This window comes from Nocardiopsis quinghaiensis, assembly GCF_008638365.1.
In the GTDB taxonomy this organism is placed as follows: domain Bacteria; phylum Actinomycetota; class Actinomycetes; order Streptosporangiales; family Streptosporangiaceae; genus Nocardiopsis; species Nocardiopsis quinghaiensis.
Window position 1 is genome coordinate 58,041 of record NZ_ML703337.1, and the last position, 20,783, is coordinate 78,823.

At 68.1% G+C, this 20,783-nt stretch carries 17 protein-coding genes, 4 tRNA genes and 1 pseudogene; 11 read left to right on the top strand and 11 right to left on the bottom strand.

The genetic code is table 11. The features are described from left to right. Nucleotides 1-458 precede the first annotated feature (458 nt). On the top strand, nt 459-881 hold the full coding sequence (locus FYX01_RS00265; protein WP_150236370.1) for an SsgA family sporulation/cell division regulator: 423 nt from the start codon (nt 459-461) through the stop codon (nt 879-881). 96 nt (nt 882-977) lie between these two features. Here the strand turns inward: FYX01_RS00265 and FYX01_RS00270 are convergent, their stop codons facing one another. Then, the gene (locus FYX01_RS00270; protein ID WP_150236371.1) at nt 978-1,820 is read right to left on the bottom strand and encodes an aminotransferase class IV; all 843 of its coding nucleotides are present in this window, start codon (nt 1,818-1,820) and stop codon (nt 978-980) included. Nucleotides 1,821-2,203: 383 nt separating this feature from the next. On the opposite strand from FYX01_RS00270, the gene FYX01_RS00275 reads away from it, so the two are divergent. From FYX01_RS00275 to FYX01_RS00295, 5 genes are all read left to right on the top strand, one after another. Continuing rightward, nucleotides 2,204-2,635 (top strand): roadblock/LC7 domain-containing protein, encoded by a 432-nt coding sequence (locus FYX01_RS00275; protein WP_150236372.1) that lies wholly within the window; start codon nt 2,204-2,206, stop codon nt 2,633-2,635. Nucleotides 2,636-2,792: 157 nt separating this feature from the next. Further along, a tRNA-Gly gene (locus FYX01_RS00280) sits at nt 2,793-2,865 on the top strand. Nucleotides 2,866-2,936: 71 nt separating this feature from the next. After that, a tRNA-Gly gene (locus FYX01_RS00285) sits at nt 2,937-3,009 on the top strand. Between the two features lie 47 nt (nt 3,010-3,056). Next, a tRNA-Cys gene (locus FYX01_RS00290) sits at nt 3,057-3,128 on the top strand. A 29-nt stretch (nt 3,129-3,157) separates the two neighbouring features. Further along, a tRNA-Val gene (locus FYX01_RS00295) sits at nt 3,158-3,234 on the top strand. Nucleotides 3,235-3,330: 96 nt separating this feature from the next. On the opposite strand, the gene FYX01_RS00300 is transcribed toward FYX01_RS00295, so the two are convergent. From FYX01_RS00300 to FYX01_RS00315, 5 genes and pseudogenes are all read right to left on the bottom strand, one after another. Beyond that, a complete protein-coding gene (locus tag FYX01_RS00300; RefSeq protein WP_150236373.1) occupies nt 3,331-4,536 on the bottom strand; it encodes a tyrosine-type recombinase/integrase in 1,206 nt (401 codons plus the stop codon). Between the two features lie 21 nt (nt 4,537-4,557). Next, nucleotides 4,558-4,875, bottom strand: coding sequence for a helix-turn-helix domain-containing protein (locus FYX01_RS00305; protein ID WP_150236570.1), 318 nt, complete (start codon nt 4,873-4,875; stop codon nt 4,558-4,560). Nucleotides 4,876-4,968: 93 nt separating this feature from the next. After that, the gene (locus tag FYX01_RS26425; RefSeq protein ID WP_223830253.1) at nt 4,969-5,217 is read right to left on the bottom strand and encodes a hypothetical protein; all 249 of its coding nucleotides are present in this window, start codon (nt 5,215-5,217) and stop codon (nt 4,969-4,971) included. A gap of 339 nt (nt 5,218-5,556) precedes the next feature. After that, nucleotides 5,557-6,153, bottom strand: a pseudogene (locus FYX01_RS26430) (DNA cytosine methyltransferase); the annotation flags it as partial. Further along, nucleotides 6,102-6,938, bottom strand: a complete 837-nt coding sequence (locus FYX01_RS00315) for a hypothetical protein (protein ID WP_223830220.1) — start codon at nt 6,936-6,938, stop codon at nt 6,102-6,104. The pseudogene FYX01_RS26430 and the gene FYX01_RS00315, both read right to left, overlap by 52 nt. A 734-nt stretch (nt 6,939-7,672) precedes the next feature. On the opposite strand from FYX01_RS00315, the gene FYX01_RS00320 reads away from it, so the two are divergent. Next, nucleotides 7,673-9,076: a pentapeptide repeat-containing protein gene (locus FYX01_RS00320; RefSeq protein WP_190394119.1), complete on the top strand. Its 1,404-nt coding sequence runs from the start codon at nt 7,673-7,675 to the stop codon at nt 9,074-9,076. A gap of 255 nt (nt 9,077-9,331) precedes the next feature. Next, nucleotides 9,332-10,843, top strand: a complete 1,512-nt coding sequence (locus FYX01_RS00325) for a pentapeptide repeat-containing protein (RefSeq protein WP_190394120.1) — start codon at nt 9,332-9,334, stop codon at nt 10,841-10,843. 38 nt (nt 10,844-10,881) lie between these two features. Here FYX01_RS00325 and FYX01_RS00330 read toward each other — a convergent pair whose 3' ends face one another. From FYX01_RS00330 to FYX01_RS00350, 5 genes are all read right to left on the bottom strand, one after another. After that, nucleotides 10,882-11,649 carry a hypothetical protein gene (locus FYX01_RS00330; protein WP_150236376.1) on the bottom strand — a complete coding sequence of 256 codons (768 nt, stop codon included), beginning with the start codon at nt 11,647-11,649 and terminating at the stop codon, nt 10,882-10,884. A gap of 25 nt (nt 11,650-11,674) precedes the next feature. After that, nucleotides 11,675-13,027, bottom strand: coding sequence for an ATP-binding protein (locus FYX01_RS00335; protein ID WP_150236377.1), 1,353 nt, complete (start codon nt 13,025-13,027; stop codon nt 11,675-11,677). Further along, complete coding sequence (locus tag FYX01_RS00340; protein ID WP_150236378.1) at nt 13,020-13,784, bottom strand: AAA family ATPase; 765 nt, start codon at nt 13,782-13,784, stop codon at nt 13,020-13,022. Before FYX01_RS00340 ends, FYX01_RS00335 begins: the two co-directional genes overlap by 8 nt. Further along, the gene (locus FYX01_RS26435; RefSeq protein ID WP_223830221.1) at nt 13,784-14,659 is read right to left on the bottom strand and encodes a Mu transposase C-terminal domain-containing protein; all 876 of its coding nucleotides are present in this window, start codon (nt 14,657-14,659) and stop codon (nt 13,784-13,786) included. The genes FYX01_RS00340 and FYX01_RS26435 overlap by 1 nt, the downstream gene beginning before the upstream one ends. A gap of 1,187 nt (nt 14,660-15,846) precedes the next feature. Further along, nucleotides 15,847-16,803, bottom strand: a complete 957-nt coding sequence (locus FYX01_RS00350; RefSeq protein WP_150236379.1) for a tyrosine-type recombinase/integrase — start codon at nt 16,801-16,803, stop codon at nt 15,847-15,849. 353 nt (nt 16,804-17,156) lie between these two features. Here FYX01_RS00350 and FYX01_RS00355 point away from each other — a divergent pair, with 353 nt between their 5' ends. The 3 genes from FYX01_RS00355 (at nt 17,157) to FYX01_RS00365 (ending at nt 20,649) form a co-directional block, all read left to right on the top strand. Further along, complete coding sequence (locus tag FYX01_RS00355) at nt 17,157-17,984, top strand: hypothetical protein (RefSeq protein ID WP_150236380.1); 828 nt, start codon at nt 17,157-17,159, stop codon at nt 17,982-17,984. Nucleotides 17,985-18,395: 411 nt separating this feature from the next. Beyond that, a complete protein-coding gene (locus tag FYX01_RS00360; RefSeq protein WP_223830222.1) occupies nt 18,396-19,628 on the top strand; it encodes a pentapeptide repeat-containing protein in 1,233 nt (410 codons plus the stop codon). A gap of 280 nt (nt 19,629-19,908) precedes the next feature. Further along, nucleotides 19,909-20,649 carry a hypothetical protein gene (locus tag FYX01_RS00365; RefSeq protein WP_150236382.1) on the top strand — a complete coding sequence of 247 codons (741 nt, stop codon included), beginning with the start codon at nt 19,909-19,911 and terminating at the stop codon, nt 20,647-20,649. The last annotated feature ends 134 nt before the right edge of the window (nt 20,650-20,783 follow it).

Genomic DNA, 20,783 nt, shown 5'->3' on the forward strand with positions numbered 1-20,783 from the left:
GCTCTGCGGTTCGGACAAGAAAAACTCTAGCGCATGTCCGAGGGTGGTCGGCGCACGCGGACGCACCCGACGGTTACACCAGTGTGTGACAGAGATCACATTACCTTTCCAAAAGGTTCGTGGGAGTGTCTGCTGTCGGGCCCGAACCCTGCAGTGATAGGGAGTTCCAACCCCCACGGCCCCGTCGGGAAGCACCCTGACATGACCTTCGGGTGACGTGGGACACCCGACATGGGGAAATCTTTGGTTTCTCCTGGTCATTACAGTGACGAAGGATCGTGGAGCCGTGCAGCGGCGCGCTGGACCCGCTGGGCGGGCAGCGAGACCTCCGGTCCCAATCCCACCAAGAAAGCCTCCGTACTCACGTCATGTTCCGCGGGAAGCCGCGTTGGAGCGGGTGAGACGGCAACCGACCCGCGCCGCGACAGCAAGGGCGGACGAGAAAAGGTTTGGCGAACATGAACAGTAGCGACACCACTGCCACCGCCGAGCTGGGCCTGCGGCTCGTGGTCCCCGAACGCACAGCGGTCCCGTTGGTCGCACGAGTCGACTACAGCGCTGAGGACCCGTACGCGATTCGGGTTGCCTTCCACACCGGCGAGGACAACCCAGTCGAGTGGATCTTCGCCCGTGAGCTCCTCACGGTCGGCATCGTGCGTCCGGTCGGCGAGGGCGACGTCCGGGTGTGGCCCTCCAAGGACGACCACGGCGACCGCGGTGTGAGCATCGCGCTCTCCTCCCCCTTCGGTCAGGCCGAGTTCGACACCCAGGTCGCCCCGCTGGCCGAGTTCCTGCACAAGACCTACGAGATCGTTCCGGCGGGCCAGGAGGGCCAGTTCGTGGACCTCGACGAGGAGATCCAGCAGCACCTCCACTCCTGAGCCCGTGTTCCCTCCCAGGAGCCGCTAGGGCAGCACGACCGACATGACCTGAGGGGCGGCGCGTGACGCGCCGCCCCTCAGCCGTGTACGGGCGTGTCAGGGATCGATGTCGGCCGCGGAGCGCTCGGCGAACACCGCCATGGCCTTGGCGGTGACCGGGCCGGGCTCCTTGGACACCTCCCGGCCGTCGATGCGCAGGACCGACTGCACGTCGCGCCCGGTGGAGGTCAGGAAGGCCTCGGTGATCTCGGGGAGTCGCTCCATGGGGACGTCCTCCTCCTCACCGCCGAACCACTCCAGGACGAGTTCGCGGGTGATACCCGCCAGCGGCCCGGCCGACAGCGGCGGAGTGACCAGCCTGCCGTCCAGCACCACGAAGACGTTGCTGCCGGTTCCCTCGCACAGGTTGCCGCTCACGTTGCGGAACACCGCCTCGCTGGCACCGCGCCGCTTGGCGTGGGCCAGGGCGCGCACGTTCTCGGCGTAGGAGGTGGTCTTGAGCCCGGCCAGGGCACCGAACTCGTTGCGCGGCCAGGGGGCCAGCGCCACGTCGGTGTGCGGGGCGATCCCGGGGAAGGGCCCCAGGGCGACGATGGCCGTCTGGTCGCCCGGGGCGCGGTCCGAGCCCAGCGGTCCGGCGCCGTCGGTGACGGTGATACGCACCCTGGCGTCGGTCAGGTCGGGGTTGGCCGCCACGGCCTGGGCGACTCCGTCGGCGATCAGCCCCAGGTCGGGCTCCGCCATGCCCAGGCCCTCGGCGGAGCGGGCCAGCCGCCTCAGGTGGCGGGTGAGGGCGAACGGGCGGCCGTCCTGGGCCCGCACCGTCTCGAAGACCCCGTCCCCCACCGTGATCCCGTGGTCGGCCACGGGGATCCGTGCCTCGCTCTCGTCCACGACGGCGCCGCGGCCGTATCCGGCACCCGCTATCCACACCCTCATTTCCAACCCCCAAGTTCTCAGGCGCCCAGGTCGGGCCGGTGTCCACCGATCCTCCCACCTCACCCCCGTTCCGGGGCCCGCGCTCCCCGTACCCGCCGCCCCCGCGGGTTGGCAAGTCCTGTGACCAGCACCGGCCGCCGGTCCGTTTCCCACGCCGTGCCACAGTGCCATCGCGACTGGTCACACGCTTCGACCCCGTGGGCTTCCCGCCCTGGACACGCCGTGGCGGCCGGACAGATAAGTTACGAATGACTATCATCTGGGCAACGCTTATGCGGGACCGGTGGCAGCCGATCGAACTCCTCCCCCACAGGACGGTCAGCGGCGGCCCGCAGTCCGCGTGTCCCAGTCACGCATCACCAACGGACAGAGCAAAGAGAGACATGACCCCACCGAGTACCGCCCGCGGAGAGCTCAGCTGGCTGCTGGACGATCTCCTCACCCGTGCCTCCGGGACGCAGCACGCCATCGTCCTGTCCACCGACGGCCTCCTCATGGCCACCTCCAGTGAACTGGACCGCCCCGCCGCCGAGCACCTGTCCGCGATCGCCTCGGGGCTGCACAGTCTCGCGGGCGGAGCCAGCAAGCAGTTCTCGGCGGGCGACATCCGCCAGAGCATCATCGAGATGGACCGCGCCTTCCTCTTCGTGGCCGCGGCCGGAGAGGGCGCCTGCATGGCGCTGATGTCGGACGCCGACAGTGACGTGGGACTGATCGCCTACGAGATGAACAAGGTGATCGAGAGGGTCGGCCAGTACCTCTCGGCGCCTCCCCGGCCCGACATGCCCTCCACACCCGCCCAAGTGGAGAAGTAGTTCCCGCCGCCTCGGCGGGTCGTCCACAGGACCTGCCACGGCGGGGCTCGGGAGTGCTCCGTGGAACCGATTTCGCGCTTGGCCGGGGAATCCGCTAGAGTTCTCAGAGCAGCGAACGGCGCTGACGGGGCAACCCCGAGGCCGCTGGACTCGCCGCGCGGACGTGGCTCAGCTGGTAGAGCATCACCTTGCCAAGGTGAGGGTCGCGGGTTCGAATCCCGTCGTCCGCTCGAACGGTTCGACCCCGTCGCTCCATGGGCGGCAGGGTGGTTCCGGCTCCGGGGTCCGCCCCGGTGCGCACGCGGACGTGGCTCAGCTGGTAGAGCATCACCTTGCCAAGGTGAGGGTCGCGGGTTCGAATCCCGTCGTCCGCTCGGAGAGGCCCGCATGGGTGTCACTCGACGACTCCCCATGTCGTTCCGGCGGAGTGGCCGAGTGGTTGAGGCAAGGGACTGCAAATCCCTGCACACGGGTTCGATTCCCGTCTCCGCCTCGTAGCAGGCTTTACCTCGTTTTCCATGAGGGCGATTAGCTCAGTTGGTTAGAGCGCTACCTCGACACGGTAGAGGTCACAGGTTCGAGTCCTGTATCGCCCACCACAGCTTCTGCAGGTCAGGGGCCGTCCAACGGTCCTCTTCAGATTTCACTGGCTTCGGCTATGGAGAGAATCTGGAGATGATCTTGCATCTCCCCTCTCACGAAGCCTTCCGCTCGCCCTCCACAGGGTAGTGCTCACTCAGCCGCGGGACCATCTCCATCAGCCGATCCCGCTCCCCCGGACTCAGCGCGCGCACGCTCGCCTGGAACCTCTGCTCCAGCGCGGTCAGCACCTGAGCCTTCATCGTCGGGGTCACGTGCTCGTAGACGTTGGCCATGCCCGGCATCCGGTGCCCGAGCCGAGCCGCCCGTGCCACCTCCGGGATCCCGTCCTCCGCCAACCACGTGCGGTGGGTGTGACGTCCCTCATTGAAGGTGAAGCCCGGCAGGATCGGCGTACGCAGCCATCCCAGCTCGCTACTGGAGTCACCGTCCCACGCGGGCCGCCAGAACCGGGAGCGGAAGTTGCCCCGCCGAAGCATCCCGCCACGGCTACCGGTGAACACCAACCCTTCGCTGTCGGCCACCAGGTCGGTGTAGACCGCTTCGAGGAAGTCAGGAAGCTGTAGCCAGCGCTTGCCCGCCGGGGTCTTGGGGCGCTTGGCCTTGGACATCTTTCCACCGGACTCGCGCAAAGGTGCGCGCACCGGGACGGCCCGGTTCACCTCGTCGTACTCATGGGGTTCCAACGCCACCAGCTCCGACCAGCGCGCACCGGTGTAGCCGTCCATCAGCGCCAGCACGAACCCCGCCCGCCCGAAGGTGTGGTGCAACCGCATCGCCGCCCGCAGCACCTGCACCGGGGTGGCCGTCTGCCGGTCGGCCTCGTAGTCACCGGAGGAGACCCGGACCCCGTTGCACGGGTTGGCGGGGATGCGGCGGGCGCGCACCGCCACACTGAGGACCGTGGAGAACAGGGCGAAGACCGAGGACACACTCGGTTCGGCCAGCTCCTCGTGCAGCTCGTTGACCCAGGCCTGGATCTCGATGTGGCTGTTGAAGATGCTGATCAGCGGCCAGTCCTCCCACTGCGGCAACAGATGGGTGTCCAGGTAGGACTGGTATTTGGCCCGCGTGGTCTCCGCCAGGCGCGCCTGACCGAACCAGTCTTGAGCGAAGTCACCGAAGGCCATCTCGCAGTCCTGGGGCGAGATCCACGTACGGCGCCGCACCTCGGCTTCCTGCTCCTCCGCCCAGTGCAGAGCGGCTTCCTTCGTGTCGAACCCCGACTTGGACCCCCAGGTGCCGTCAGGGCGCTTGTAGCGGGCTCGCCAGGTCTTGGCGAGCCGTTCGGCGTAAGCCATGCGTACTCCTTGCGTACGTGCTCATTCGGACGTTTGCTGGCGGGCGTTCCCGGACACGGGGGCGCGGTGTCCGGAGCGGATGATCTGCTCAAGGTCGCTGGAGCTGAAGCGCAGGTGCTTACCGATAAAGGTGCAAGGCACCTGCCGCGCGGAGGCGCGCTTACGCAGCCAGGACTCGGGGACCCTGAGCAGGGCTGCGGCCTCTTCGGGGGTGAAGACCTCCGGAAGCGGGTCCGCGGCCTTGCCCTGCCGACCGCCAGAGCCTGCAGAGTAGCGGCGTTTTCCCTGTTCAGGCGCTCTTCTGCCGTGCTGGTTCGGGGGAACTGTGCCGTCGCTCATCCGGTCCTTCTCTCCCATGCCGCGGCACTGGAGACCGTGCTGTGGCATGCCGTCCTTCCCGGGATCTCCGACGTGTCCTCGTGCATCGGCACCTCAGCCGCCTTCGCCGAGAAATGCGGCATCAGCCTCCTGGGCGAGCAGGTGCCGCACGGCAGCACACGCCTGCTGTGGCACCACGCCGTTGCCGAGCGCCTGGAGCTGGGCGCTGCGCGGCAACCCAAGCTCGGAACCGGTCACCCACCCCACGGGCAGGCCCATCATCCACTCGACCAGTGCGGCACTCAGCCGGGGCTGTCCCCGGGTTCCGGTTTCGGTGGGCGGGGGTGCCGACCATCCGAGCACCGATTCCCATCGACGGATCGCGGGCTCGTATTGGTCCCATGCGTACGCGAACGGCGGGGCTTCGGTGCCGTGTTGCCGGTGTGCGTACCGATAGCCACGGAGGGCAGTGTGGGGCGCCCGTGTGAATCCCGCTGACGGGGACTTCCTTTGGTGGCGTCGCTGGCCAAGGGGGTGGGCAGCAGCGGGCTGCCGCTGCGCCTGCGGGTGCTGGTGTGCGCAGTACGGGTGCCTGCGTACGCGGGAGTGTGGGGCGGGTGGCAGAGCACATCGCCAACTCGCACTTGCCGCTTCTGTCGCGTACGCCGCCGAGGGGCGGACGAACCCCGGTGACCATCGCTGGCGCACGGGGTGGGCAGCAACGAAGACGCGTTCCCTGCGGTGGCAGGCGCCGACGTCGCTGGCGCGTACGCAACACCAGCTCGCGTCATACCCCGCGCGGGCCAGGTCTGCGAGTACGCGGTCGAGTCCTCTGCCCCGCCAGCGCAGGGCAGCCACGTTCTCCAGTACGAGCAGGTGCGGTCGTAGATGGCGAACGGCGTCCATGACGTGGTGCCACACACCTGAGCGTGTTCCTTTCTCGATCCCACTGCCTGGGCCGGCTGAGCTGACGTCTTGGCAGGGGAAGCCTGCGGTGATCACATCGGGGCGTTCCACCGTCGGCCAGCGCACCGTCGTCAGGTTCCCGAGATTGGGGACGTCGGGGAATCGGTGCGTGAGCAGCCGGGTGATGTGGGAGTCGTGATCGGCTGTCCAGAGCAAACGGGCGTTGCCGTCCAGCGCCGCGGCCACACCCATGTCCAGACCGGCATAGCCCGTGCACAGGGAGCCGATCGAGACCGTGGCGGCGTCAGGGGTTGCGGACGGGCGCGGCAGCAAGGTCGCGGTCATCGGATACCGCCCCCGTCCACCGGTGCGTCGGGGCCGCGACCGTGGCATGCCCACGGCACGCACCCACCCAGGGCGGTATCGGGGCCGGTGCTCAGATCGGCTTGGTCCAGGGGGACGCGGTCGGGGTGGAGGTAGTAGAGGGTGCCGGGCGGCATGCCGAGCTGTGGGGCCTCAGGGTGGTCGTGCCGCAGGGTGGCATCCACCGCGACCGCTTCGGCAAACGCTGCCGAGTCGGTGTACCGCAGGCGTGCCCAGCCATGGTTGGACCGGTGAGGGCATGCCACACATGCCATATCCGGTCCGTCCTCCAGCCCGTGGTGGTGCAGGAGCGCCCGGCAGTCTCGACTCGTCCACCCGATGTCGACCAAGGGCCGGCGGAAGAGGACGTAGCGCGGACCCGTGGGCAGAGGGAAACGGACGTGTTCGAGACCGGCCCCTGTGGCGCATTCGGCCACGACCCCGCCGGGGACCGGGTTGGAGCGGGGGTAACCCAACAAACGGCGGATGCGGTGGGTCAGGGCCACCGCTGTGCTGCGTGCGCAGCCCTCGGGAAGCCGTCCGGGAGCGCCATCCGGGTGGAGGGCGAACAACGGAAGCGGGCAGAGAGCGCCGCCGGGGTTGAGGGTGCGGTGGGCGATCGGTGCGGTCTTGACGGGTTCCCAGCCCATGGCGGCCTGGAGCGCGACACGTCGTAGGCGCTCCAGCATGCGGTAGCCGGTGGGCGGGTACCACCCGGTGTCGGGTATGAGCACTGCGTCGAAGGGGGGCAGCGCCCGGTGGGCGGCCAGAATGAGCAGGGCGGTGGCTCCAGGGCTGCTGTCCAGCAGCAACACTCGCAGCCTCGGCCGTGGGGTTCGTGGTCTCATCGCGTGGTCGGCCGGTGTCGAACGCCTCTACCTATCAAGAGGACCTAGGGACCCGATTTCGCTCACGTGGCGGCAGACAATGCGTACGCAAGACCTTCGCTGGGTGAGGTGCCCAAGCAGGACGACTCCGTAGTCGAGCTGAGGCCACTCCTGCAGGCAGGAAAAGGGCCGACGATAGATCCGGAACCGGAGCGGCCACAAGAACGAGAAACAGCTCCATCTCACATACCAACAGGTACGAGGGCTCCTTCTACAGGTGCGGAGACAAGCTCAAGCCCGAGTCATTTGACAGCGGATTACCCCGTAGACGCGGACAAGAGCCCTCGCATCTCTCCGAGATACCTGCGTGCTTACCTCCACAGATGCGGGCACGAGAGCCGCGACCGATAGGAGTGTTGAAGTTGTGTTGAGCGCAGCGGGGATGTCAGTGGAAACGCAGCCAACTTGTCAGTGGTCGGCGCAGTGAAGATGTCAGGGCCGCGCAAGCCAGTCCTGATGTAGAGAGTGACCAGGTTCGGCCAGGTGCCTATGCCCCGTCGTCGGCTGGCTACGGTCGCCCTATGAACACCACCCCCTCACCCCCGCGGCTAGCCTGGCGGAAGCGTCTCCTGGTACGAGCCACCCGGTTGCGTGAGCGCCTCGCTCGGCGACGCCGTGGACTGTCCTGGACCGCGGTCACCGCCGGCGGGCTCGGAGCGGCCGTGGCGTTGTGGCCCCTGGCCACAACGATCTGGGATCTGCTCGGGTTCACCGAGGGTCAGACCTGGCGCGTGGTCGCAGTGGGGGTGTGCGCTCTGCTACTGGCCGCCGGTGTGGTGGGGGTGAACTGGAAGCGCACCACTCCGGTGCGGTTGGTCTGGCTGATCCTGACTGCCTGGGCGCTCGCCGCGGGCGCGGTCGCGGCCATGACCGCCCTGGCGTGGCTGGTGCTCGACACCCCCCAGTGGAAGCCGCCCGGGGAACTCACCCCCAAGGACCTGGACGCGATCGCCACCCGCGCCTTCGCCATCGTCGCCGGCCTGGGCGGCGTGGCCCTGCTCGTGATCGCCTACCGGCGCCAACGCACCACCGAGGCGGGGGAAGAGCGTGAGGTGTCGAAGCTGTTCACCGACACCTTCGACAGCGCCAGCGACAAGCTCGGCAGTGAGCACGCCGCCGTGCGCCTGGCCGGAGTCCACGCCTTGGCCCGGTTGGCCGACGAAGCTCCCGAGGGGCGCGAGGACCTGGTGCAGATGGTCATCGACGTGTTGTGCGCCTACTTGCGCATGCCCTACACGCCTGCACCTGATGACCTGCCCAAGAATGCTTCTAAGGCACGGCGCGAGGAACATCGTGAGCACGAACTGGAGTTTGCCTCCTTCCGTGAGGTGCGCCACACCATCATTCGCATCATCGGCAACCATCTTCGCGAACCCACCCGCTGGCGCGGCAAGGACTACGACTTCACCGGCGTCGTCTTCGACGGAGGCAATCTGACCGGCGCTCACTTCACCGGCGGGAGGGTGGACTTCACCGAGGCTCGGTTCACCGACGGGAAGGTGTTCTTCGTCAAAGCCCGGTTCACCGGTGCGGAGGTGTTCTTCGTCAAGACGCGGTTTGTCGGCGGGAAGGTGGGGGGCGTGTTCTTTCGCGGAGCTGAGTTCTCTAAGGCGAAGGTGTTCTTCAGCGAGGCTATGTTCTCCGGTGGGGAGGTGTCCTTCGAAGAGGCCGAGTTCTCCGCCGCACAGGTGTCCTTCTTCAAAACCGTGTTCTCCGGGGGTGAAGTGAACTTCCAGGGGACCAAGTTCCTGGGCGCGAGGATGGCTTTCCCCGGGGCAGAGTTCTCAGGGGCCCAAGTGTCCTTCAGCGAAGCCGACTTCCGACACCCCGACTTCTCCGACAAGGTTGAGCTTCCCCACACGTGGGTCTCCTTCGGCGGAGCCAAGTTCTCTGACGGGACGGTGAGTTTCGATAAGGCCGCAGGTATGTGCCCTGAGGGGCTACTGATAGCGATGACACACGGAGAGCCCGGGGTAGTGTGCTTGCCCGAGCAGTGGCAGCCGGTTGCCGACAGAAGCGGCAAGCAGGAGGGGCCAGGACCATCTGCTGATGCGCCTGGTCACTGACATCCTCACTGCGCCAACCACTGTCATCTTCGCTGCGCTCAACAAGTTGATTGTTGACGGCCACGGGGATGGGTGTTGAGCGACAGCGTTGTGTCACTGGAAACGACAGCCCCCTGTCACCGATGACGACAATTCGCTGTCACTGCTGTTGAGCGCAACGAAGCTGTCAGGGCCGCACTAGCCAGTCCTGATGCAGGAGATGACCGGGTTCGGCCAGGTGCCCACACCCCGCCTGTGGCTGGCTACGGTCACACCATGACCACCCACCCCTCACCCCCGCGGCCCCCTTGGCGCGAACGCCTCAAGGAACGACTCACCCGGCTGAGTGAACGCCTCGACCGGCGACGCCGTGGACTGTCCTGGACCGCGGTCACCGCCGGCGGGCTCGGAGCGGCCGTGGCGCTGTGGCCCCTGGCCACAGCGGTCTGGGACCTGCTCGGCCTCACCAACGGCCAAACCTGGCGCGTGGTCGCAGTGGGGGTGTGCGCTCTGCTACTGGCCGCCGGTGTGGTGGGGGTGAACTGGAAACGGATCACACCGGTGCGGTTGGTCTGGCTGATCCTGGCCACCTGGACGGTCGCCGCGGGCGCGGTCGCGGCCATGACCGCCCTGGCGTGGCTGGTGCTCGACACCCCCCAGTGGAAGCCGCCCGGGGAACTCACCCCCAAGGACCTGGACGCGATCGCCACCCGCGCCTTCGCCATCGTCGCCGGCCTGGGCGGCGTGGCCCTGCTCGTGATCGCCTACCGGCGCCAACGCACCACCGAGGCGGGGGAAGAGCGTGAGGTGTCGAAGCTGTTCACCGACACCTTCGACAGCGCCAGCGACAAGCTCGGCAGTGAGCACGCCGCCGTGCGCCTGGCCGGAGTCCACGCCCTGGCCCGGTTGGCCGACGAAGCTCCCGAGGGGCGCGAGGACCTGGTGCAGATGATCATCGACGTGCTGTGCGCCTACCTACGCATGCCCTATGCTCCCGCGCCCGGCGGGCTGAGTGTGAACGCCGACGACGCCCAACACGAGGACCACCGCGCACGCACACTGGAGTTCGCCTCCTTCCGCGAGGTGCGCCACACCATCATCCGCATCATCGGCAACCGCCTGCGCGAACCCACCCGCTGGCGTGACAAGGACTATGACTTCACCGGCGTCGCCTTCGACGGCGGTGACCTGTCTGGGGCCCAGTTCACCAGTGGAAAGGTGTCCTTCAGCGGGGCCACGTTCACCGGCGCGGAGGTCGACTTCCGCAGGGCTAAGTTCATCGGCGGGAAGAAGGTGTCCTTCAAGGGGGCCGCGTTCACCGGCGGAGATGTGTACTTCAACCGGGTCGAGTTCTCCGGCGCGGAGGTGGACTTCAGCGAGGCCACGTTCTCCGGCGCGACGGTCGACTTCGGCGGGGTCAAGTTCATCGGCGGGAAGAAGGTGTCCTTCAGCGGGGCCGCGTTCACCGGCGGAGATGTGTTCTTGGGCGGGGTCGATTTTTCTGGCGGAGGTGTGAACTTCGCAGGGGCCGCGTTCACCGGCGGAGATGTGTACCTCGGCAGGGTCAAGTTCGCTGGCGGGAAGAAGGTGTCCTTCAAGGGGGCCGCGTTCACCGGCGGGAAGGTGAACTTCCAAAACGCTTCAGGCAGGCCTCCCAACGGGCTGCTTGAAGCAGTCGCTACTGGAGCGCCAGGAACGGTCCTGTTGCCTGATCATTGGCGCCCGGATCCGTCCGAGGGCGGGGCAGATACGGGCCCGGAGAGTCCGTCTGATACGCCCGAGCACTGACATCCCTACTGCGCCGCTCACTGCCATGTTCGCTGCGCTCAACATGTCACCGATGACGACAGCCCGCTGTCACTGCTTCCGGTTTCTTCGCCGCATGGAGTGAGGCTGTAGAGCACCTCCGGCCCCAGCGCCAGACCTTCCTCGACGGACCCGGTCACCAGCCCCAGTTTGATCAGGTCCGCGATCGTGGCGTCGTCGTGGCCGTTGAGGCTGGAGCCCGCCAGGAGGGCCTCCAGGGCCCTGACGTGCGTCTGTGGGAGGGTGCCGCCCACGGCAACGACGACGCTGTCCAACGCGGCGCGCTGGCCTGGGGTGAGCAGGTCTGTTCGCGAGGTCAGCGTGTAGGTTTCGGCTCCCACTCTCCGCAGCGCGTAGGGGTCGGCCAGGTCGGTGTGGGCCTGGAGGTGTTCGACGGCCGCCCGAGCGCGTGGGAAATCCCACCCCAGGGCGCCTGCGGCCTCCTCTACGGACAGCGGCACCCCGGCGTGCAACAGCGCCGCCACCATGGTGCGCGCGTCCTGCACAGCATCCCCGGGCGGTTCCCCTTTGGCCCCACCTGGTGCGCGCCGACGCGAGGAGCACAGCTCGTCCAGTTCCCCGAGAAGGTCGCCGGGGTGCAGGTCCAACCGTTGGCACAGTTGGACCAGGGCGGCCACCGGCAGGGCGCGCAGCCGGTCCTCATCGCTGGTGCGGCGGCGGTCGAGGTCGTCGCGTTCGAGCTGGTGGGGGTGGACGCCGAGCAAGTCGGCGATCTCCCAGGAGGTGATGCCGCCGATGCGTAGGCGTTCGGTGATCAGCGGGTGCATCGTTCCTCCTCCAGGCGGGTGAGGGTCAGGGCTCGGGCGGCCAGCCATCCGCCGTTGCCGCGCCGGTCGTGTGCGGGGCAGTCGGGGCCGTGTGCCCAGGTGGGGTCGATCCGCAGGTCCCGGCACAGGCGTTGCAGGCCGTTACGGAATTGAGCGTCGGGGTCGCACCACCCGGGGGAGGAAGCGTGCGCGAAGAAGGGGCCGGTTGCGGTGGCGCCCTGGTCCAGGCGCAGGGCGCGGTGGGCGGCCAGGGGCGGCGACCGTGGGCGGGGATGCGCACAGGCAGGGCGACGAGTTCTTCGTAGGTGGTACCGCCGTAGGAGCGCAGCCGGATGCGAGTACTGGATTGCTGGTAGGCGGGGATGTGGTCTCGGGTGGGGGTGAGCAGGTCTCCGGCCTCGGTGACGTCGCACAGGCGGATGGCGTCGAAGAAGCATGCGCTCTGGCACAGGTGCAGGGCCAGGGTGATCGCGGCGGCATCGCCGGTGTGGTGGTGTACGGCCACCCGTTGGGCCCGCCACGTGTCCAGTTGGCTCGGTAGGTGCGCCGCGGGATCTTGGCCCAGCACGTGCGGATTCCAGTCGAGCCACCATCGGCTGTGCAGCAGGGCCGCCTGGGCGGCGCGCAGCCGGATCAGGGCGAGGTTGGGGTCAGTGACCGGCCCCAGGAACACGTCGCGCATCCACGCGGTCAGGGCCGCACTGAAGGGGCGGTAGTAGTCGTGCGGGGCGCCGGCCTGGGCGTGGAAGAGGCGCACGCGGGCGAAGGCGGCCTGGTAGTGGGTGTCGACTTCGGTGAAGGCCTGGGTGGACAGGCGGGCGCGGCAGGCGGCGCGGAACCTCCACACGTCGGTCAGCGGCAGCCGGTCCAAGGTCTGGGGTCTTGGGCGCAGGGGCGGCGGGTCCAGCCTGGCCGGTGCGGCCAACTCGGGCAGGTCCGCGGACAGGCGGGTCGGGGCTGCGGGCGGGGCCTGGGCCAGGGTGTGGAGGGCCTGGGCGTGATCGTCGTAGCTCGACCACAGGGCCCACAGGTGTGCGCCGATGGCGTCGGCGAACGCGGCCAGCTCGGTGAGCTGGTCGGTGCTCAAGCGGTGGGCGCGGTCCACGACCAGGGCGTGGAAGCGGTGGGTGCGGGCCCAGGCTCGGGCGTGGTCCCACTCGGGTCGGGCCAGGTGTTGGGGCCTGGGGGCGAAGGGGTGTTTGCCCAGGGCGGTGGTCACATCGCGCAGCAAGGAGGCGCGGTCCGCGCAGCCGGGGGTGGGGCGCACCACGAGCAGCCGGTCGTCGGCCTCGCCGCGGGTATGCACGCCGGGCACGGGCACGTCGGCGGGGTTGAGGACCAACACCCGTTCGGGTGCCGCCGGAGTGTGTTCAGGCATAGGCGCCGCCGCCGAGCAGGGTGTAGGCGTTGGCGATGATCTCGGTGTCAATCCCGCCCCGGTCGGTCTCGGCGCACAGTTGCGCGGCGGTGTGGGTGAAGGAGGCCCAGTCGCGCAGGGTGCCGTGGGCGTAGAAGTCGTCGATGTCGAGCAGGACCTGGGCGTCCACGCCGGCGTAGATGGGGTGGAACTGGCCGATCAGCTCGGGCACCTTGGCGCGGGGCAGGGTGTGGAAAGGCAGGCGGCGGAACACCCGGGAGCGCAGCATGGGTTCGGCCGACAGGACCTCCCAGCAGCCGTCGCCGCCCACGTACAGCAGGGCGAACCGAGTTGTGGGGGCATCGTGTAGATGGCGCAGCAGTTCGATGCAGTCGCTGTTGAGGCGTTGGGCCTCATCGACCACGACCAGGCGAGGCGGCCCCGAGAGCAGGTCGGTCAAGGTCGTGATGAGGTGGAAGCGGTTGCGGCTGCGGGGCGGGGCAGCTCCGGTCAGTGCGCGCAGGAGCTCGTCGGTGATCATGCGCATGGTCGGGCGGCTGGGGAAGGTCAGCGCACAGGTGGTGACCGGGGCGCCGTCGCTGTCTTGGAGGGATTCCAGGGCGGCCTGGACGGCGTAGGTCTTGCCGGTCCCGGCGTTGCCGTGGATGACGCCGGTGGCCTGGTTGGCGACCAGGTCGTCCACGATGCGGTGGGCGAGCAGGAACGGGCGGGTCTTGAGCGTACTGGCGCCGGTGAGGTTGGCGAAGTGGGTGGGCATCAGCCCTCCTGGTCGTCGGTGGTGGGCTGGTCCAGGCCCAGCAGGCTGGTGCTGGAGCGTTCCTGGAGGAGGCGTTGGGTGCGGCGCAGCGCGAGTTCGTCACCGTGGCCGGCGGGCAGCACGCGAGACTCGGTGGGCGCGGTGCCGTCGACCAGGGGGGCGAGTTCGCGCCGGGTCCGGGTGTTGGCGCGCCGCCGGGCCGCGCCCAGGCGGCGGAACTCGGCGCGGGCGGCTTCACGGAAGGCCTCGGTCTGGGCGGGGGTGAGCTGGGTGTGGGGGTGGGCGGTGCACAGGTGCACCTCGCCGGAGTAGACCTCGATGGTGCGGTCGTCGTGGGGCATGTAGCGGACCTGGACCACCTGGCCGCGGCGCCCGTGCAGCTCGGGGGCCAGGTAGGACAGGTTGTTGAGGCGGATGCCGTCCTTGCCGATGGTGCGTTCGACGTCGGCCAGCAGCAGGTGGCGCAATCGGTCGGCGTCGATGCGGTGCACGGCGAAGGTGTCCTCAAGCCAGGCCTGGGCGGGCGTGCGCCCGTCCAGGGCGCGGTGGGGGCGCTCGGTGTTGTACCACCGGGCCCAGGTGCGCACCCGCTCGGCCAGGTCCTCGATGCGCAGCGGCCCCACCGGGGCGTGCTCGGCGGCGGCCCGGCCGGCCACCGAGTCGTCCCAGGGTCCGTGCAGACGCCCGGCGGTGTTGCGCGGGCCCTTGGTGTAGCCGGGCAGGGAGCTGAACAGGGTCTGTTCCAGGGTGCGGTGCAGGCGTTCGACCTTGCCCTTGCGGTGTGGGGTGTAGGCGGGCAGGCGGTGCACGTCCACTCCGAGAGAGGCCAGGGCCTTGCGCACGGAGGTGGCGGTGAACTCCAGGCCGCGGTCCACCCGCCCGGTGGCGGGGATGGCGCCGAAGGGGCCCGGTCGGGGTCGTGGACCAGGCCCATACGGATTGCGGTGAGCACCGTCCCGGCGTGCGGGGTGGCGGTGATGGCCCATCCGACCAGGGCCCGGGTGGAGTCGTCGACGATGGTGGTCATCCACGGGCACAGGGCCGCGCCGCGCGGGGGCAGTACCAGCACGGGGATCTGCTTGTGGTCCAGTTCCCAGACCTGGTTGCGGCCCGTGGGCGGGCGGGTCAGATGGACCCCGGCCGCGCGCCTTCCGGGCTCGCCTGTGCGCCAGGCCGCCTGCTCGGCCGGGGTGAGTTCGCGTGCGAAGGCCCGTTGCAAGGTGCGCAGCCCCACCGGGGTCGCCCCGGCCCAACCGCGGGCCAGGAAGGTCGGGAGCGGGGCCCCGGCGGTGTGGCCGGTGCCGTCGATGGCGGCCTGGCGGGCGCGGTGCAGGGCCGCCACGTTGCCGCGGTAGTGAGCGAACGCCTCCCGGTCGGTGGCGCTCAACCGGTAGGACGTCGGCGGCCTCGGCGTTGAGGGCTCCTTGAGCCACCGCCACACGGTGCGCAGGCTCACTCCCAGCCCTTCGGCCACCCACCGCGCGTGCTCGGTGGTCAGCATCCCCTGGTCACGCAGGTCCCGCAGCCGTGCGGTCGTTGCGCGGCGCTGTTCCGCATCGACCCTGCCCACACCGTCGCCTTCGCTCGCACGGACGTACTCCGGCGAGTGTGCGTCCAGCGCATCTGGCGCTGGTAGGAGGCATCACGGGCGCGCATGAAACCTTTGCCCGGACAAGGCGAAGAACCGACAGAAACGAGTCCCGGCACGAACCCGTACCGGGACCCACCCCCGACCGTGGCCGGAGATTGTGCCGCCTGGCCGCGATGGTGACGACCTTCGGCGACTGACCCTGCGACTACTTCTTGTCGTTGTCGCTCTTGGCGAACCGGTTCACTACCACCGCCACCACCAGCAGTGAGAGCACCTGAAGGTACGCCTCAACCATCGTCGGATCCATGACCGCCTCCTTCTCTGGACCCCGCCTAGAAGACAGGCGTGGCCCGAGACCGTCGACCGCCAGAGGCGGGCGACGGGCGCCGAGGGAGGAAGCGCAGGCTGGGGTGGTGCTATCCCTCTGCCCCGTCCGACGCCGCGAGGTCGCCGCTGGTTCCCATCGTTCGTTCAGTGGCGCTGTGATCGGCGGTTGTGCGGGTCGTGCTCGGCGGTGATCCGGGCGGAGGTCTCCTCGCCCAGGCGCACGTACTTGCCCAGGGTGGCCAGGTGGGCGTGGCGGGACTTGGCCTGGAGCTCGGGGGCGCTGCGCCCTTCGGCGGCCAGGTGCTTGAGGGCGGAGTGGCGCAACTGGTGCAGGGTCCACCCCTTCCGGTGCGGGTCGTACTTCTTCGAGGTCTGCTTGAACAGGTACTCCGCGCGCGGGTAGGACAGCCGCCCGCGCCCGGTGGTGGGGTCGACGTCGGCCAGGGCGCGGGCCCGGGCGCCGGAGGCCGCCGAGCGGCGGTCGGACAGGAACACCGGACCCGTGGCGCGCCCGGCCAGCAGGCGCGGCAGGAGCCGGGCGGTGGGGGTGGCCCAGTGCACGTACTCGATCGCACCTCCCTTGGAGCGCACCCTGGCCCGGCGCATCGCCATGTCCAGATCCCTCACGTCCAGGGTGAGGATCTCCTCGGCGCGGGCGGCGGTCTCGTAGAGCATCCGCCACAGCACCTTCTCGCGCAGCCCCACGGTCGGGTCGGCGAACAGCGCCTCCAGCCGGGAACGGGGGATGGCCTTGTCGCCGCGGCGCGGTTCCTTGCGGCGCTCCAGCAGCCGGGTGGGGTCCTCCTCCAGTACCTGGCGGCGCGCGCAGTAGGCGGCGAAGGAGCGCAGGGCAGCCAGGTGCTTATTCCACGTCGCCGGCGCGGCACCCTCCCAGCGGGCCATGGCTGCGGCCGCCGCCTGCGGGGTGAAGGCGACCGCGACCGGCGCGTGGGGGCCGCCCACGGCCGTGCTCGCCAACACGGTGAGGGTCTGGGTGTAGGCGCGGTGGGTGTGCGCCTGGCTGCGGAACCGGTCCAGGAAGTCGGCGCTGGCCCGGGCCAGGGTGAGCGCGCCGGGCTGGGGCAGGGAGTGGACGGTCACGAGACCTCCGGCATGTGACAGAGAACGTTATGGAGTCGCCTCCGACGCCCAGAGGCCGCACCCCAGGCCGCGTAGGGCGCGGTCGGGCCTATGTGACAGAGAATATGTCATTCTCTGTCACAAGCCGAAGTGCTCCCCTTCGCGCGCTCTGGTGGAGACAGCGGATCCTCCGGAGAATTTGATGCTCCGTGCCGTGGCGCCAAAAGTAGGTTCTTGTGCACCTGAGCTTGTATGCAGGTTCTGCCTCACTGGGAGCTAACCATTGATCTTCTTCCATTGCTACCGCCACAGCATCTCTTACCTTCCGTCAAACCATGTGGACTTCTCCCGCTGGGGAGCTTAGCCTCGCAGCCATGGATCCACAGATCTCAGACAAGCCAATCGTCGTCACACCGGCAGAGACACGCGAACGTCTCTTGGAGAAGGCCCGGCGTAAGAAGACACCGCTGCGCCGGGGGTTCGTCCAGGCCCCTCCCGGATCGGATAACCGTGAGGGGCCGCTCGCGCAGTTCGTCAGCAACAGCGACCGGCGCGGGCTGTTGGCCTACCTGCTGGTGCTGGCTGTGACCAGTGCCGAGGATTCGCAGGACGGTTGGACCACGACCCGTGACAGCCTCGTGTGGGCACGCGCACTGGACTTCACCGAGACCGCCACCGAATCCTCAGCCCGCACCGCAGTTCGGAAAGCTTTTGCCCGCCTGGAGGAGCGCAAGCTGCTCATATGCGCCCACACGGGCAAGAGCAGCAGGGCCTCGGTGACACTACTGCGTGAGGACGGCAGCGGGACCCCTTATACCCACCCCGGGAAGAAGGAGGGCCCTGATGCCAAAGCAGAAGGCCGCTACTTCCAGATCTCCAACCGTCTCTGGACAGACGGATACGTCGACGGCCTCGGCCTTCCCGCCATCGCCATGCTGCTTGTCCTTCTTGCTGAGCGCGGCGCGCGTACAGACGCTCTCCGGCTGGAGCAGATGCCTGACTGGTACGGCTGGTCGGCCGACAGCGCCGCTCGTGGGCTCAAACAGTTGGAGGAGGCCAAGATCGTGACGACGGACAAGGTCTACCGGAAGGAGCCTCTTCTAGCGCAGGGATGGACTGCGGTCAACACCTACGCGGTGGAGCCGCCTTTCGGGCCAACACGCTCCAACCGATCGAAGGGAGGTGATGAATCCGATGTGTGAACAAGACAAGCCGGGTTCGAAGCGCGGGTTGCTGCTCTCGGCTCTGCTGACCGCTTTCTCGATCATCAGGACAACCCTGTGGCTAATTCGTAGGTCCGACGACCTGACCAACTGGTTCCGCTAAAGGAGGCTGGAGGTCGCCGGACCAGGCAATCGGGGACTCGCGCGAAGCTCGCCAGCAGGAGCGCGGGTCCCCTTCTCATGCTCGCTGAAGTCCAGTGGTATGTCCACAAGAGACCTGGTGACACACGTTGTCGCTGCTGGGGACAGCCTCAATAGTTCTAGCGTCTACCGGGTATGGTCGCTGGTCGACTCCGGAGCGGGCGGTCTACCGTGACCGCTATGCGTTCACTCTTTCGCCGCCATCGGAGCCGTGTCGCTAGCCTCGCTACGGCTCTCCTGGGGGGCACGGTGCTTGTCGTCACCGTTTGGCCCCTGGTCTCCTTCCTGGTTGGTCGACTACCCGAAGCCGTGTCGCTCGCGCAAGTCTCGGGCGTGACGCTAGGTGCCGCTGCCTTCATTGTCGGTCTGGTGTGGGCCTCACGAATCTTCTGGCGGTTGGCATGGTTGATCATCGCCGCATGGGCAACAGCGATCGCAGTGGCGGCAGGACTCATGTTCGCCAGCTGGCTGGTTGTGGGATCTCCAGGGCTAACGGAGATGCCCTCACTCTCACCCCAGGACTTGGACACCCTCGCTACACGAGCTTTCGCAGTCGTGGCCGGGTTGGGCGGTGTCGCCTTCTTGGTGATCGCCTACCGGCGCCAACGCACCACCGACAGCGCCGAACAGCGCGAAGAAACCAAGTTGTTCACCGACAGGTTCACTACCGCCAGCGAGCATTTGGGAGACGAGCATGCCGCAGTCCGACTGGCTGGGGTGCACGCCCTGGCACGCCTAGCGGACGACGCTCCTGCCCGCCGCGATGACTTGGTGCAGATGGTGATCGACGTCCTCTGTGCCTACCTGCGCATGCCCTACACGACTGCACCTGGAGCAAACGAGGACTTCGAAGTACGCCTCACCATCATCCGCATCATCGGCGATCACCTACGCGATCCTGAGCCCACCCGCTGGCGCGGCAAGAACTACGACTTCACCGGCGCCAGCTTTGACGGTGGTGACCTGTCCAGTGCTGTCTTCTCTGGCGGAGAAGTGTCCTTCCAAGGGGCCAGCTTCGAACGAGGCACGGTCGACTTTGGCGAGGCGAAATTCGAGGGCAGCATCGTGTCCTTCGCTGGTGCTGTCGTCCTTGGCGGCACCGTCGACTTCTTCGGAGCCGAGTTCAGGAGCAGCATCGTGTCCTTCACCGGTACACGGTTCAAGGGCGGCACTGTCGACTTCGACACCGCAGAGTTTGCTGGTGGCAGCGTTGAGCTCAGCTCAGACTTCAACGGGAGCACGGTGTCCTTCGCTGGCACACGGTTGACCGATGGTGTGGCATCGTTCCTGGGCGTCAGGAACAAGAGGGAAGGCATGGGGGCAGACTTCGTAGCTGGCACCGTGGACTTCACTGAAGCTCACGGGCCGGAACCAAGAGGGTTGCCCCATGACAAGCCTGATGTCGTTTTGCTGCCAGAGCGCTGGCAGCCAGGCACAGACCAGAAGCCAGAAACCCCGCCAGAGAGCCCTGACTCTAAGTGAGAACTCCTCAAAGACCGGTGATCCCTAAGCGCTGGAGGGAAGCCGGTGACAGACGCTGTCGCCGTTGGTGACGTTCGCGTGTCGCTCAACACCAGAGCTCGGTGCGGACCTCGTTCAGCTTGTATGCGTCCGCAAGATCCGCCCGTGCGCGGCTACGGCAACGTTCCTTACGAGGATTTCCCCTCGTTGATTTTCGCAGATCACATTGCTGATCTTCTGCTCATTTATTGCGCATCAGGTTGTGCTCCATAGAACTCCCGACACGAAGGGAGTGATCATCGTGCACATCCAAGAGCGACCCTTTGAGGTGCTGCGCCGATCGGTGGAACTGCTCACCCGAGAACCGGAGCAGCCGACCCTACCCACCTCAGACCTGGGAGAGGTCGATGCCCCACAGGTGAGTGCCGCCCAGGCCGTGGAGCTGCTCCGTCACGCTCCGGGAGAGGTGGCCGATGCCCTCTGGCACCGCCTCTTCGCCCTCTCTCGCGCGGGCGAGGCGACCTGGACGGTAGTCGCGGCCGGAGCGATGCTGCCGCGCATGGTGGTGGCCTCTTCCCGGTACGCGCGCGTGCCCTCCCAGCACATCTGCGATGTGGAGGCGGAGATGCTGACCGCGCTGATGGAACAGGTGCAGTCCCTGCCCCCTGGGGTGAGCGATGTGGGAGCACGGCTGTGGTCGGCGGTGGCCAACACCGCCAACCGGTACGGCTACCGCCACACCCGCGACACGCGTCGGTGTGTGGAGTACAACCCCAACGCACATGCCACTGACCAGGCCACCGGTGGGCGGGGGCCGGTCACCGTGCTGGCCGAAGCGGTGGCCCAGGGCGTCCTGTCCCCGGTGGAGGCCGACCTGATCGCCCGCACCCGGCTAGAGCGCAGCACGTTGGCCCGGGTCTCCGAGGAGCTGGGGTTGACCTACATCACCGCACGTCGCCGGCGTCGCACGGCCGAGGAGAAGCTGACGGCCGCTTTGGAGGAGAAGAAATCTGCGGAGGCGATGAGCGCTGTCGCGCCCTGAATTCCTCTTGATGGGTGAGGAGGGATCCCTCCTCACCCGCAGAGGGATCACGACAGCCGGGGCGGAGAGGGTGCCGAACGCCCACCGATACAAACCTTGATTGAAAGGAGGAGTCGGCCCTCCGCCCCGGCCTC

Coding starts and splice junctions, on each gene's coding strand:
- FYX01_RS00265 (WP_150236370.1), top strand. CDS start 459: ATGAACAGTAGCGACACCACTGCCACCGCCGAGCTGGGCCTGCGGCTC.
- FYX01_RS00270 (WP_150236371.1), bottom strand. CDS start 1,820: ATGAGGGTGTGGATAGCGGGTGCCGGATACGGCCGCGGCGCCGTCGTG.
- FYX01_RS00275 (WP_150236372.1), top strand. CDS start 2,204: ATGACCCCACCGAGTACCGCCCGCGGAGAGCTCAGCTGGCTGCTGGAC.
- FYX01_RS00300 (WP_150236373.1), bottom strand. CDS start 4,536: ATGGCTTACGCCGAACGGCTCGCCAAGACCTGGCGAGCCCGCTACAAG.
- FYX01_RS00305 (WP_150236570.1), bottom strand. CDS start 4,875: ATGAGCGACGGCACAGTTCCCCCGAACCAGCACGGCAGAAGAGCGCCT.
- FYX01_RS00325 (WP_190394120.1), top strand. CDS start 9,332: ATGACCACCCACCCCTCACCCCCGCGGCCCCCTTGGCGCGAACGCCTC.
- FYX01_RS00330 (WP_150236376.1), bottom strand. CDS start 11,649: ATGCACCCGCTGATCACCGAACGCCTACGCATCGGCGGCATCACCTCC.
- FYX01_RS00335 (WP_150236377.1), bottom strand. CDS start 13,027: ATGCCTGAACACACTCCGGCGGCACCCGAACGGGTGTTGGTCCTCAAC.
- FYX01_RS00340 (WP_150236378.1), bottom strand. CDS start 13,784: ATGCCCACCCACTTCGCCAACCTCACCGGCGCCAGTACGCTCAAGACC.
- FYX01_RS00355 (WP_150236380.1), top strand. CDS start 17,157: ATGGATCCACAGATCTCAGACAAGCCAATCGTCGTCACACCGGCAGAG.